Below are 13,604 nucleotides of genomic sequence, written 5' to 3' on the forward strand. Positions count from 1 at the left end.
GCACTATTGTGGCCGATAGATTTAGAATAGGCAAAGCAGATGACGAGTCGCGGATTGATTGGGGTGTTATTTTTTGTGTTTTAATGCTGGCCTTGATTGGGCTGGCTTCAATTTACGTCGCCGCCAATCACGATTCAAGCGCTACTAGTGTCACTTCTGCATTGGTGTCACAACTCATTTGGTATGTGATTGGGGTTGTGGCCATTGTCATTATTATGCAGTTTGATTCAGAGCAACTCTGGAAAGTGGCACCGATTGCATACTGGATTGGAATATTTTTGCTGTTTGCGGTGTTGTTTTTATATAGTCGTTCCTACGCTGCTTCAACTGGTGCCAAATCGTGGTTTGCTTTGGGACCATTGACTTTTCAACCTTCAGAAGTGATGAAGCCCGCGTTTATTTTAATGCTGGCTCGCGTGACAAGTGATCATAATCACACCTATTTGCAACATACAACTAAGTCGGACTGGTTACTCATCGGTAAACTGGTGATGTGGACGTTACCCGTTGCTGTATTGCTAAAGTTGCAAAATGACTTTGGTACGATGTTAGTCTTCTTTGCAATTGTTGGTGGCGTTGCGCTGATTTCAGGCATAACATGGAAAATTTTGGTTCCGGCAGCAGCGGGGATTGCCGCAGTTGGTGGGGCCGCTCTGACGTTGGTTGTGACTTCCTGGGGTCGGACCATTCTAGAGCACATTGGGTTTCAAAGTTACCAATTTGAGCGGGTCGATACCTGGCGCAATCCGGCGGCAGATACGTCGTCAAATGGTTATCAACTTTGGCAAAGTATGAAGGCTATCGGATCCGGAGGCGTTTTTGGAACTGGGTTTAACCAGTCTAAGGTGTATGTCCCGGTTCGGGAGTCTGATATGATTTTCTCAGTCATTGGTGAAAACTTCGGTTTCATCGGCGGATTGATTTTGATTTTATTGTACTTCTTATTAATTTACCAAATGATCCGGGTGACCTTTGATACCAAAAACGTGTTCTACGCGTACATTTCAACTGGGGTTATCATGATGGTTTTATTCCACGTTTTTGAAAATATTGGGATGAGCATCGGTCTCTTACCGCTGACGGGGATTCCATTGCCGTTTGTGAGCCAAGGGGGATCTGCGTTGATTGGGAACATGATTGGAATTGGCATGATTATGTCGATGAGGTATCATTACAAGAGTTACATGTTTAGCCGTAACGATGATTTTGAATAATATGATGAGGTGATTGAGATGGCAGAACAAGATCGGTATCTCTGGACAAAGAACGTTGATGGTAAGACCCGCGTTGGTTTAACGAAGTTTGGCCAAGACGAGCTTGGCAGCGTGATGTTTGCCCAGTTACCCAGTGTTGGTGATCAGGTCACGGCGGGCAAAACGTTAATTTCGGTTGAAGCTGAAAAAGCGGTCTCAGACATTGAAAGCCCAATGACTGGAAAAGTTGTTGCTGTTAATCCACAGCTTGATGCTGGGGATTATGACACGTTAAATAGCGAAGCGGAAGCAGACGCCTGGTTGGTTGACTTGACGGAATAAACAACTACTTAAAAGATGAGAATTTGATCGAGGGATTCACTTGACTTTCTCATTTTTCCTAGTTATACTTCAATTATTGACGCAATGCGAATAATTATTGGCAGGATGAGTACGTGTTCGCCCGTGTTTAGAGACCCTCGGCAGCTGAAAAGAGGGCACGGATTGACACTGAAGATGGTTCTGCGTGAAATGTTACGGTGAGCTTTGTTAAGTAAATCGTAGCTGGTCTGCGACCATTATCTCGCTGAGTCACTGGAAGGTGACTCTTTGAGGTTATTGTTGTGAGACAATAATGAATTTAAGGTGGTACACGAGCTTCTCGTCCTGAATGACTCTTCGGAGTCAGTGGGGGAGAAGCTCTTTTATTTTGGTTCTTGAGGAGGAGCAGCTTTGATCGAGTTTAAAGAAGTCTCAAAAACGTTCGCAACGAAAGACGGCAATTTAAACGCTGTTAATGACGTCAATTTAACGATTGAAGACGGCGAAATATACGGGATTGTCGGATACTCTGGTGCAGGTAAAAGTACCCTTGTTCGGATGTTAAACGGCCTTGAAACCCCAACTTCTGGTGAAATTGATATTAATGGCGCAAAAATGTCGACGCTGAGTGGAAAAGAACTCCGCGAGAAGCGCCAGAAAATCGGCATGATCTTCCAACATTTTAACCTACTTTGGTCACGGACCGTTTTGCAAAATGTCATGTTCCCGTTAGAGGTTGCTGGTCTCAGTCGTTCTGAAAGACGAAAAAAAGCAGCTGAACTAGTGAAACTAGTTGGTTTGGAAGGTCGCGAGAATGCATACCCGTCAGAATTATCAGGTGGGCAAAAGCAACGGGTCGGAGTAGCCCGGGCCCTAGCTAACGATCCGGAAATTTTAATTTCAGATGAAGCCACGAGTGCGTTAGATCCACAAACAACCGATGAAGTCCTAGATTTGTTGCTGGAAATCAACAAACGATTAAACTTAAGTATTGTCCTCATTACTCATGAAATGCACGCTATTCGCAAAATTTGCGACCATGTGGCTGTGATGGAAGACGGCCAGGTCGTAGAACAAGGAACCGTCTTTAACGTGTTTAGAAACCCTAAACAAACGATTACGAAGCGATTTGTCAACGAAGAAGTCGATCCGGCAAGCTCAGATACAAACGTTGTTTTGGATGATTTAATTCAAAACTACCCGAATGGATTACTGATTCAATTAGTCTTTCATGGCGATCAAGCGAAGCTACCAATTGTGTCTGAGATGATTCATCAGTTCCCTGAGATTCAAGTTTCAATTATTGAAGGGAGCATTCACCAGACGCAAGAGGGCGCAATTGGCTCACTTTACCTGCAGTTGCTGGGCGATGAAACTGGCTTAGCTGGGGCTCAAGACCTGCTCAAAAAAATGCGAGTTGAAACGGAGGTGATTCATCATGGGTAACAGTTCATATTTTGCCTTTGATCAGGTTGACTGGAATATGATGGGGAGTTCAACATGGGAAACCATTTGGATGACGCTTGTGTCCATGTTGTTCGTTGCGATTCTCGGAGTGCTTCTAGGCCTTTTGTTGTTTGAAACGAGTGGGTCTAATTCATTGGCAGTTCGCGGTCTTAATTGGGTTATTGCCATTTTGGTGAACGTGTTTCGGTCAATACCATATATTATTTTAATTATTTTACTTTTACCGTTCACCAAAAACCTGGTTGGGACGATTATTGGACCGGTCGCCGCATTACCGTCACTTGTGATTTCAGCGGCACCGTTTTACGCTCGGATGGTAGAGTTGGCGTTTCACGAAATCGATCGCGGCGTCATTGAAGCAGCCGAAGCCATGGGGGCAACGAAACGCCAAATTATTTTCAAGGTTTTGCTCCCTGAAAGTATGCCAGCGTTGGTATCAGGAGCAACAGTAACTACGATTTCGCTAATTGGCTATACGGCCATGGCCGGTGCTATTGGGGCCGGTGGATTAGGAAATCTGGCTTATCAAGAGGGCTTCCAAGCAAGTAACAACACCATCGTATTGGTTGCAACGGTTGTTATTGTCGTCATTGTTTTCGCTTTTCAATTTATTGGGGATACACTCGTCCGTCATATTGATAAACGGACGCTATAAAAAAGATCTGCTGGATAGAGGAGGAAGTTTTTATGAAGTTTTTAAAGAAAATCGTCGGTTTATTAGGGGTTGCGGCGACGGCTGTGTTATTGGCAGCTTGCGGTAACAGCTCATCAAATAACGGCAAAACGATTACGGTAGGTGCCTCATCAGTGCCTCATGCCGAAATTTTGAAGCATGTCCAACCTGAGTTAAAAAAGGAAGGCATTGACTTGAAAATTAAAATTTTCCAAGACTATGTGATGCCTAATAAAGCGTTAGCTGGCAAAGAATTAGATGCTAATTACTTCCAACACGTACCGTTCTTAAAGCAGTGGAATAAAGAAAATAATGGCACCTTGGTTAATGCTGGTGGCGTGCATTTGGAACCGATTGGAGCTTACTCAAAGAAGGTTAAAAACCTTAAAGATCTCAAAGATGGCGCAACGGTGCTGGTTAGCAGCAACACGCCAGACTACGGTCGGGTGTTAACAATTTTGAAGGATGCGGGCTTAATCAAAGTGAAGAAGGGCATCGATATTACGACAGCTAACTTCTCAGACATTACGTCAAACCCTAAGCACTTAAAGTTCAAGCGGAGTTACGAACCAAAACTGATGCCTGAATTGTACAAGAACAACGAAGGCGATGTGGTCTTTATCAATGCTAACTACGCGGTTCAAGCCGGGTTAGATCCACGAAAAGATTCAATTGCCTTGGAGAAGAAATCTAGCCCGTACGTTAATATTGTAGCGGTTCGTAAAGGTGATCAAAATAAGCCAGCTATCAAGAAGTTGTTGAAAGCTCTGCAGTCAAAGAGTACCCAACAATGGATTGAGAAGCATTACAAAGGTGCGGTTTTACCGGCTAAAACTTTTTAGAGTTTCTATCAAAAACGTTCAGCATTTAAGTGCTGAACGTTTTTTTGTGCTGATAGGTTGGAATTAATTTTTACCGAGATGATCCAAGTGGGGATTGACAAAGATAATTAGCTCTTATATAGTTAACTACATGAGTAACTAACCAAACAGGAGGATGATATGATGACAACACCAATTGTATCAGTAAAAAACATTCGTAAAACGTACGGCAAGGCCGGCGAAAAACAGTATGAAGCGTTGAAAGGAATTGATTTTGACGTTCAACCTGGCGAGTTTGTTGGCATCATGGGGGCGTCTGGATCGGGAAAAACGACCCTTCTCAATATTTTAGCGACGCTTGACCGGCCAACTAGTGGCACGGTCACGGTTAATCAACGCGAATTAACCACGTTAGCGGGAAATCAAATGGCTGATTTTCGGGCAACCCAAGTCGGATTTATTTTTCAGGACTTTAATCTCTTAGAAAATTTAACAAATTACGAAAACATCGCCCTGCCGTTGTCATTACAAAATGTATCGGCTAAGGCGGCTGAACCTGAGGTTAACCGGATCGCCAAGCAACTCTCCATTGAAGCTATTTTGGACAAATATCCAAGTGAAATTTCAGGCGGCCAAAAGCAACGGATTGCAGCTGCTCGGGCATTAGTGTCCCATCCAGCCATTCTTTTTGGTGACGAGCCGACAGGTGCTCTTGATTCAAATAGCGCTAAAGATCTTTTAGAGATGCTGACAACCGTCAATCAAGAACAACACGTGCCTGTACTATTGGTCACCCATGATCCATTCTCTGCTAGTTATTGTCAACGGATCTTATTTATTAAAGACGGTGTGATTGGCACTGAATTAAAACGCGGGAATCAAGATCGACGAGCCTTTTATCAAACAATTTTAGACACGCTAGGAACATTCCAATAGAAGGGGGGAATCGTGGTGTTACGAAAATTAGCGTTTACTGGTATTAAGAGTCGGATTAAAGACTACACCGTTTTATTTTTTGGATTAGTCATCTCAAGTGCTATTTTTTACATGTTTGAGGCATTGGCGACTAATCAGGATTTCATTAAGGCTAATGGTAGTATGGTGACGGGCGCCAGCTTTATTTTCCAATTTGGTTCGATTTTGCTGACGATTATTTCCTTAGTTTACATTTTTTATGCAAATTCTTTTCTGATGAGTATGCGACGGCACGACTATGGGCTCTTTATGATGTTGGGTGCAAAGCAACGGAAAATTGGGCAGTTAATCCTAACCGAAACACTCCTTATTGGCACCTTAGCCAGCCTGATTGGGATTGTCGTTGGTTGGCTGTTAACCGCAACGCTTGGGAACTACCTCATGGATCAGATGTTTTCGTCAAAGTTAAAGGGGTTTGAACCATTCTTTCTCCCAGCAGCTGTTGCAACTCTGGCATTATACGTCATCTTGTTTTTAATTGCAGGAGTGATCAACCGCTTCGGGCTCACTAAGACGCCAGTTCTTCAATTGCTGAAAGGTGATAGTGAACCCAACCGGCCAACCCTTAAAAAGGGCCGGCAGCTGATTCAAGTAGTGCTCGGCGTGGCCTTGTTGGCGATTGGTTATTATGTAATGGCCAATATGAAATTGCTGGTCTTGATGAGTATTCCGGTTGCCTTAGTGACCATTGTGTTGGGGACGTATTTTCTCTTTAATGCAGTTTTTGTTTGGCTGGTCGTGATGCTTAAACGACTGCCTTGGGCTAGTAAGGGTCTTCACACCTTCACGCTATCACAGCTGAGCTTTAGAATTCGCAATTATACCCGAATTTTGTCGATTGTTTCCATTTTATTTGCCCTCGCGCTGGGCGCAATCACCGTTGGAATCGGGTTTCAACGTCAAATTACGTCAATGGCTACGGCCCAGTCCGCTTATACCTTGGTTTTAAGCGACCCTTCGGCCACGGTTAAGCAGGAGGTCAAAAAGTTAGACCGGCAGTTAACTGCCCAATATGACCAGGTCGTGACGAAAAAGGCCGTTTACTTCAATGCAGATCAATTTAAAAACCAACCCTTTGAATCCGTTTCTCAGGAATCACAAATAATGAATCAGGCAAAGGCTGGTCGGCTTCAAGCGGCCAAGTACCAAAAAATATCCGTCGACAAGATGCAAAAGAATCCGCAACAACTCCTTTTGAACCTACCGAATTGGCAGCGATCAAAGGCGATTCGAATCGTGTCTGGCAACCGTTTTTCTAGGTTGTCTGGCAGTCAGCACAAAGTGTTGATGCTTCGGGTGGCTGACTTAAGCAAAAGCCAAGCACAGCTTAAAGTGGTGAGTGAAAAAGCGACGGGTCAAGCGGCTTCATCCCTTCCTGGCACGTTCGCCATGTTCACCGAAGCAACGGCGCTATTCGGCGGTTTCGAGTTCATGGGCTTCTTCCTTGGTATTGCCTTTCTAGCAATGTTAGCGAGTTGCTTAATGTTCAAAATTTTGAGTGGGGCCGCAAGTGACAAACGACGTTATGAAATGCTCAATAAAATTGGAACACGCCCTCAAATTTTACGGCGGTCAATTATTCAAGAAGTTGGGGTTTTATTTGCACTTCCTGGAATCCTAGGGGTTATCGATGTTTTATTTGGTCTACAAATGTTTCGTGGGTTATTGTTGAGCCCTTATGACCAACTCTGGTTACCATTTACATTGTTCCTATTTTTGTATATTATTTACTACGTTATCACAGTGATGATGTACCAGCGCATTGTGGTGCCAAAAGTGAAAATCGATAAATAGTGAGCATCGTCAAAAATAGCCAGTTAGGGGGTGCAGCATGCAATTTAACTTTGATAGTACGGAGCCGCTCTACTTACAAGTGGCGGATCAGCTGGAAGATGCTATCTTTGTGGCCACGTTTGTGGAAGGGGAACAAGTACCCTCCACAACCGAGATTTCAAAGCAGTTTCATATTAATCCAGCAACGGTTTTAAAGGGAATGAACATTTTAGTAGAAAATGGACTGATTGAGAAACGTCGTGGTTTGGGCATGTTTGTCACTCACGGTGCTCGTGAGAAAATTCAGGAAAAACGACGTCAAGAGTTTTATGAACAATACGTTGTTAACTTAGTTTTAGAAGCACAGAAGTTAGCCATTAACGAGTCGACAATTCTTGAGATGGTTAAAAGGGGGTTTAAGATAACGTAATGGATATCCAAGTGACAAATTTAACCAAAGTGTTTGGTCATAAAGTCGTGTTAAAAGATGTTAACTTAACCATTCAGCCCAACACGATTTACGGCTTGTTAGGCCGTAACGGTGCTGGTAAAAGTACGCTGTTTAACCTTTTAACCAATCGCCTAAATCCAACGAGTGGCAATGTGTTAGTGGACGGTCAACTCAATAAGAATCACGATCAAGCGCTCGGCCGGATGTACTTAATGAGTGAGGCGAACCTTTACCCGCCGAGGTCAAGAGTCAGTGAAGTTTTTGAGTTAACTGAGACCCTGTATGGGCAGTTTGATCAACAGCTCGCTAAGCAACTGTGTCAGCAATTTGACCTTGACCCAAGGGTTCGGGTTAATAAGTTATCAACGGGGTACCGGTCCATTATGAAGTTAATTGTGGCGTTAGCCGTTGACGTTGACTTTGTTTTTTTGGATGAGCCGACATTGGGATTAGATGCCAACCACCGTGAGTTGTTTTATCAGCTACTCATTGAAAATTATAGCCAGCGACCGCGGACGTTTGTTATTTCGACCCATTTGATCGAGGAAATTGCAAATATGGTCGAGCGAGTCTTCGTCTTACAAAACGGCCAACTGACAGTCGATGATAGTACCGAGGCCATCTTAGCGCAAAGTTATGCGATTACTGGCCCTAAGGCTGATGTGACCGCCTATACCGCTGGGACGAATATCATTGGTCAAGATCAGTTGGGCCACTTGTACGTGGACTACGTTTATGGGCCATTGATAGCGGATCGACCGATCCCAGACACGGTGACGGTTGATCACATTGATTTACAAAAGTTATTTGTGACGTTAACTAGTCAGAAAGGAGGAGCCGATGCGATTTAAAGCAGCTTTTCACTATCAGCTAAAGTCTGACGTTCAAGCACTACTCTGGTTTTATGTTTGGGGAATTGCCGGAATTGTTGTGATTCCTCTCCTGATGTGGTTGCTTTTTGACCGGTCGAGCGCCTATAACTTGAATGCAACACTGCCGAATGCACTGACTGCGATTGTCTTAACCATTTTCTTAATCGCGTATGGCGGAAATACGTTCGACGGCTTTAAGGTATTAATCCAAAATGGAATTGGCCGAAAAACCTATTTCTGGTCAAAAGCAGCTGTTATGGCCACGATTATTATCGCTGGTGAGGTTGTTAATGCGCTGTATGGTCTCTTTTACGTTGCAGTGGTTGACAGCCGCGGAACGGTCCTCGCGTTTCAAGGTTTCTATGGTAAAGCCACAGCGTCTCCCATAGTGTCCGGGTTGATTACATTTCTGATTACGGTGTTATTCATGTTTTGTTTGACCATGACAGCCATGTTTGCGGGAAGTGTTCTGGCCTTATTCAGCCGACGGACGCAGTTGATTTTATTGGTGGGTATTCCGATCCTACTATTTATTATGATGTTTGCGGCGGCTGCCATTGACCTTCCTAGAATTTGGCAGTTCACGTGGTTAAGTACGCTGGCTGAGTGGGTCTCTGGATACCATCCTAACGTTCAAGCGGGAACTTTCAATGCCGGCGCTCCCCTAATCTCAGGGCTAATTTATTTAGGTGTTATGACGGGTGCAACTTATGCTGTCAACTTAAAATTAAAATATCCAAGGTGACCATGATAATGGCAGGTTCAATCACCCCCCATTATCATTGTTGACTGAATCATGCTAGAATGTTTTTAAAAGCAATTAGAACGGAGCGGATACTTTGAGTCAAATCGAGGATTTGAAACACGAATTGCAGGGGCTAAGAGTAGAGGTCAATGCGGGAAAACTTTATAAGTCACTAGGACTTAAACTGAGTGATTTGCTTGACACCGTTCCGGTCACGCCAAAGACTGACGTTTCTTTACCGGACGATGGCGCTGGTATTAAAGGCTTAATCTTACACCTGAATGAGGAGATTCGGGAGGGCACGCTAACTCGAATTGAAGATGGGGATTTATTAAACCTATTGAATCACCTTAAGTCACCCGATCCAGCCATTCGGGACAAGGGCGTTTATTTTCTATTTAACGACTTGATGCAACAAAAAGTTCTGACGCAAGACCAATTGCGACTGGCTGTTCGATATTTAAGTAGTGACCAAGTGCTCTTTTCTCATATTACAGAACCGGAAAATGAAGCCGTTTATCAGCGTTCTTTTGCTGTTTTGATTTTGTCGCTCGTTCTCTATGCCGACCGAGTGAGTTATCACGTTTTAACGGCCGATGAAATTAGTGCCGTCGTTGACCAAATTGCATGTTACATCATTCTTGAAAAAGATACTCGCGGGTTCATCGGCAGTAACGGATGGGCGCATGTCTATACGCATATTGGGAATCTCTTAGATGAACTTGCTGATCGCGATTCATTAACCCGGGCCGACAAGTTATTCTTAATGGCCACTTTAATTGAACGATACAAACAATTAGATGGGGCGCTCATATTTGGGGAACCACAGCGAATTGCGGGTTATTTGGCGCACTTGACGAGTAAGAATCGATTGTACGCAGATTATTTGCTATCGCAGTTAAAGCGGTGGCGCCAACAGTTAATTATCATCCAAACCTCAGAGAATGAGGCCGTTTGGAATCGAATTTATAATCGCGGTCGCTTAATTGAAGCCATGATCATTCGTCATGATTTTAACGAAGCTATCATGCAGTATTTGAGTTCCGTGATTGATTTTTTGGCATAGGCTAGATTGAGAAGGAATTCAAGATGTTGCGTTATTACCGTAAGCTTTTTCAGATGATTCACCGGCTGTTACAGGTTCGGGCAGTTAATCTGGGTTGGCTGTTATTAATGGCCATTCTGACGACACTCCATATTATGATGCTCAATGCAGGTTGGGTGGCTATTAAAGCCGTTTTAGCGGGGTTGTTTACGCTTGGTTTGCCATTTGAAGTGACCCTCATTGTGACGGTCCTGACCGGTTCAGCGTCACTGGTTAATCAAAGTGATGAAATTTTAGCTCAGGCGTGGCGAAGCTATCGGAGAAACTGGTTTAAGCTCATTGGGTTTGAAGGCCTGTTGTTACTCGTCTGGTTACCGTTTGGTGGGGCAGGTTTTACAGCCACCGTGGTCAATTTTATCGGACTGTCTGGGAGCTGGGCTGACCAGATAGTGATGCATCGCGTTTTTTGGTTGTCCGTTATTGGCTTAGCCTATTTGAGTATTTTGGGTGGTTTTACATGGTCTAGTCCTCGATTATTAAAGCAGGACCACGCTTCTGAACAACAGCCTTCCATTAAGGGCTTGTGGGCCCATTTGAGGCTGTTCTTTCGGCCAATGGTGGCACTGTGGTTACCCATGTTAATTGTGGACGAATTGGGCGTTTTTTTCACCCATGAATGGGTGGTCAAGATGGGGCAGACCAGTGGTCGATTAACGAGTATGTTGATTCTAACGGTATTCGTTGCGTTGACGCTGTTGATGCTAAGTGCTGTGTTGGTCGCAATTATCTGGGAGAGTTTGGGGCAGCCAACCTTTAATCCAGATTTTGAAAAGGGTGATTTACTGCATACGATGGCTTGGTTCCCAACCGGACTTGTGGTGTTACTAATTGGGATGTTTAGCTTTCAAGCCTTTCATTTTGGTGTGACAAATCCTGGTGTTGTTAGCGTCGCCCACCGCGGCACTGTGAACCGTAATGGGGTCCCCAACACCATACAATCGCTCAAAAAAACGGTTCAGCGACATCCGAGCTATGTTGAAATTGATGTTCAGGAGACGAAAGATAAGCAGTTTGTGGTGCTGCATAATGATACGATTGCGTTTAAAAGTGGGGAGTCTAAGCGGCCTATTCGCGATTTCACGCTTGCTCAATTGCAGCGCGTTAAACGTCAGGACGGCGGAGCGACAGCTCATTTAAGTTCGCTTCGAGAATACTTAGCCGTGGCGAGGGCGAATCACCAACGAGTCATGGTTGAAATAAAGGTCAACCCGCATGACTCTGCTGATATGGCTCGCCGTTTTGTCCGCCAGTACGGTCGCAAAATTGTGGCGCAACAAGGTCTTGTGCACACGATGAGTTATAAAACTCTCACGCAACTAAAAACGATTGACCAAGAACTGATCGTGGGCTACATTTTACCGGTGAACCTGTTTTCGATCCGGAATTTACCCGCCGATTTCTATTCGCTCCAGGTGATTGGTCTCAATCAGACATTTGTCCAACAGGCCCATTCGATGGGGGCTCCCGTTTTTGTATGGTCGCCAACTAGAATTTCTCAGATGCAGGTGATGCGGGTGATGGGGATTGACGGTATTATTACCGATCGATTGGATCGGCTTGAAAAGATGGAACGGCGGCCACCTCAGTCATATTACTGGGCAATTGTTCAAGAAATTGTCCGTCAGTTTATTTAATCCTTGCGTAGCTAACTTTAAAGGAGTTGGTGATATGACGACAAGGTGTGAATGGGCTGAAAAAAGTCCTCAGTTATTGATTTACCATGATTTAGAGTGGGGCGTCCCAGTCCGTTCTGAACAGCAATTATTTGAGAACCTCTGCTTGGAAATCTTTCAGGCAGGCTTAACGTGGGAGACCGTCTTGAAGTACCGTAGTGGATTGCGGGCGGCCTTTTACGAATTTGATGTGGCGCGCATTGCAACGATGAGTGTTCAATCGCAGGGGCAGTTATATGCGAACCCAACCATTATTAAAAATCGGGCTAAAATTGACGCGGTTGTTGAAAATGCCAGGGTGCTAGCTGCCTTACACGACCTGGACTGGTCGTTGGTGCGACTGTTTTGGGCTCAGGTTCATGATACGCCACTGGATCATCACCTGCAGCCAGGAGAAAACCCGGCCATTAAATTGTTTGTTGACACGGTTAGTCAGACGTTAAAGTTATTGGGATTTAAGCGAATTGGCCCACGCACGGTTTATTCAACTATGCAGGCCTCAGGGATGGTTAATGATCACTTTCAGACGTGCTATCGGCATCAAGAGTTGTCGTTGGGTGGCGAAACAATATAAGACTGCTGACAATTAAAAACCGGGATAGAATTGATATTTAATCAATTCTATCCCGGCTTTTTGTAGATTGCCGCAATTATCTAGTGATCTTGGTGTGGTGCTTTTGCGGGCTTGTTTTCTTGGTCGGTTCTAACAACTAATACGTCGCAAACGGCTGTCCGTGTGACATATTCAGTGACTGAGCCGATGAGTAACCGTTCAACGGCATTGAGCCCAGTTGCACCGATCATAATTAAATCGATGTCCAAATTCTGGGGAACGTCGCGAGCAATGATGGTTTTTGGAGCACCGTACTCAATGGCATAGTCGACGTTAGTAACGCCGGCATCCTTGGCTTCTTGGACATATTTGTCGAGGGTCTTTTTAGCGGTATCGGTGACTTCCTCAACCATCGTTGTATCAAAACTGGAAATATTTTGGAAAGCACGCGTATCAACAACGTGAACCAAATGAAGGTCAGCGTCGTTTCTTTTGGCAACGGCAACAGCTTTTTTGAAAGCAAGCTCAGCCTCGTATGAACCGTCAACTGGCACTAAAATGTGGTTATATTGTTGTAACATAATGGTCACCTCTTTCACTTTATACCTCTATCTTACGTTAAATGACTGAAAATAAAAAGGAAAAAAGAATCCGTTTTCATCATTGCTTCGGAAAGAAGCTGACAAAGATCATTTGAACGACTAAAACAAGAATAATATCAAAAATTAAAACGATGGAGATAAAGACGTTATTTTGAATCACAGTAGCCACTAAGGCCACCACGCCCATAACTGTTAGGGCGAGGCCACTAAATTTAGTAAGCGAAGCTAATCCAGCGTTTTTTTCCGGATGAAAGACCAGGAAAGGCCGGTTACGATGAGTGAATAGATACCAACCTAGGAAAAGGTTAATTGCGGTAAGCAAGAGCATTAGGATAGTAATGAGCAAAGTAGAACCTCCAAGTGAATATGTAAAGAAAAAG

15 protein-coding genes are annotated in these 13,604 nt (G+C 44.2%); 13 read left to right on the forward strand and 2 right to left on the reverse strand.

Translation table 11 applies throughout. The features are described 5' to 3' along the window. Positions 1 to 8: 8 nt before the first annotated feature. The 13 genes from FC96_RS07445 (at position 9) to FC96_RS07505 (ending at position 12,643) form a co-directional block, all read left to right on the forward strand. The gene (locus tag FC96_RS07445) at positions 9 to 1,214 is read left to right on the forward strand and encodes an FtsW/RodA/SpoVE family cell cycle protein (RefSeq protein ID WP_082593438.1); all 1,206 of its coding nucleotides are present in this window, start codon (positions 9 to 11) and stop codon (positions 1,212 to 1,214) included. An 18-nt stretch (positions 1,215 to 1,232) separates the two neighbouring features. Next, positions 1,233 to 1,535, forward strand: a complete 303-nt coding sequence (locus tag FC96_RS07450) for a glycine cleavage system H family protein (RefSeq protein ID WP_055679681.1) — start codon at positions 1,233 to 1,235, stop codon at positions 1,533 to 1,535. Positions 1,536 to 1,925: 390 nt separating this feature from the next. Next, positions 1,926 to 2,960: a methionine ABC transporter ATP-binding protein gene (locus FC96_RS07455; protein WP_056942540.1), complete on the forward strand. Its 1,035-nt coding sequence runs from the start codon at positions 1,926 to 1,928 to the stop codon at positions 2,958 to 2,960. Then, the gene (locus FC96_RS07460) at positions 2,953 to 3,636 is read left to right on the forward strand and encodes a methionine ABC transporter permease (RefSeq protein WP_055679682.1); all 684 of its coding nucleotides are present in this window, start codon (positions 2,953 to 2,955) and stop codon (positions 3,634 to 3,636) included. The genes FC96_RS07455 and FC96_RS07460 overlap by 8 nt, the downstream gene beginning before the upstream one ends. Before the next feature lie 32 nt (positions 3,637 to 3,668). Continuing rightward, positions 3,669 to 4,496 carry a MetQ/NlpA family ABC transporter substrate-binding protein gene (locus tag FC96_RS07465; RefSeq protein ID WP_056942541.1) on the forward strand — a complete coding sequence of 276 codons (828 nt, stop codon included), beginning with the start codon at positions 3,669 to 3,671 and terminating at the stop codon, positions 4,494 to 4,496. Positions 4,497 to 4,655: 159 nt separating this feature from the next. Next, positions 4,656 to 5,411 carry an ABC transporter ATP-binding protein gene (locus tag FC96_RS07470; RefSeq protein WP_056942542.1) on the forward strand — a complete coding sequence of 252 codons (756 nt, stop codon included), beginning with the start codon at positions 4,656 to 4,658 and terminating at the stop codon, positions 5,409 to 5,411. 15 nt (positions 5,412 to 5,426) lie between these two features. Continuing rightward, positions 5,427 to 7,244, forward strand: coding sequence for an FtsX-like permease family protein (locus tag FC96_RS07475; protein ID WP_056942543.1), 1,818 nt, complete (start codon positions 5,427 to 5,429; stop codon positions 7,242 to 7,244). Between the two features lie 37 nt (positions 7,245 to 7,281). Next, positions 7,282 to 7,653, forward strand: coding sequence for a GntR family transcriptional regulator (locus FC96_RS07480; RefSeq protein WP_055679684.1), 372 nt, complete (start codon positions 7,282 to 7,284; stop codon positions 7,651 to 7,653). Further along, a complete protein-coding gene (locus tag FC96_RS07485; protein ID WP_056942544.1) occupies positions 7,653 to 8,525 on the forward strand; it encodes an ABC transporter ATP-binding protein in 873 nt (290 codons plus the stop codon). The genes FC96_RS07480 and FC96_RS07485 overlap by 1 nt, the downstream gene beginning before the upstream one ends. Further along, positions 8,515 to 9,291 (forward strand): hypothetical protein, encoded by a 777-nt coding sequence (locus FC96_RS07490; protein WP_055679685.1) that lies wholly within the window; start codon positions 8,515 to 8,517, stop codon positions 9,289 to 9,291. The genes FC96_RS07485 and FC96_RS07490 overlap by 11 nt, the downstream gene beginning before the upstream one ends. Before the next feature lie 94 nt (positions 9,292 to 9,385). Next, positions 9,386 to 10,357 (forward strand): DUF2785 domain-containing protein, encoded by a 972-nt coding sequence (locus FC96_RS07495; RefSeq protein ID WP_056942545.1) that lies wholly within the window; start codon positions 9,386 to 9,388, stop codon positions 10,355 to 10,357. Positions 10,358 to 10,380: 23 nt separating this feature from the next. Continuing rightward, positions 10,381 to 12,030 carry a glycerophosphodiester phosphodiesterase gene (locus FC96_RS07500; RefSeq protein WP_056942546.1) on the forward strand — a complete coding sequence of 550 codons (1,650 nt, stop codon included), beginning with the start codon at positions 10,381 to 10,383 and terminating at the stop codon, positions 12,028 to 12,030. Positions 12,031 to 12,064: 34 nt separating this feature from the next. Further along, positions 12,065 to 12,643 carry a DNA-3-methyladenine glycosylase I gene (locus FC96_RS07505; RefSeq protein WP_056942547.1) on the forward strand — a complete coding sequence of 193 codons (579 nt, stop codon included), beginning with the start codon at positions 12,065 to 12,067 and terminating at the stop codon, positions 12,641 to 12,643. A gap of 80 nt (positions 12,644 to 12,723) precedes the next feature. Here FC96_RS07505 and FC96_RS07510 read toward each other — a convergent pair whose 3' ends face one another. Together FC96_RS07510 and FC96_RS07515 are read right to left on the reverse strand one after the other, a co-directional pair. Continuing rightward, a complete protein-coding gene (locus FC96_RS07510; RefSeq protein WP_056942548.1) occupies positions 12,724 to 13,203 on the reverse strand; it encodes a universal stress protein in 480 nt (159 codons plus the stop codon). Positions 13,204 to 13,282: 79 nt separating this feature from the next. Beyond that, positions 13,283 to 13,570: a hypothetical protein gene (locus FC96_RS07515; protein WP_056942549.1), complete on the reverse strand. Its 288-nt coding sequence runs from the start codon at positions 13,568 to 13,570 to the stop codon at positions 13,283 to 13,285. Positions 13,571 to 13,604: the final 34 nt, after the last annotated feature.

This window comes from Secundilactobacillus kimchicus JCM 15530 (assembly GCF_001433995.1).
GTDB classification, from domain to species: Bacteria; Bacillota; Bacilli; order Lactobacillales; family Lactobacillaceae; genus Secundilactobacillus; species Secundilactobacillus kimchicus.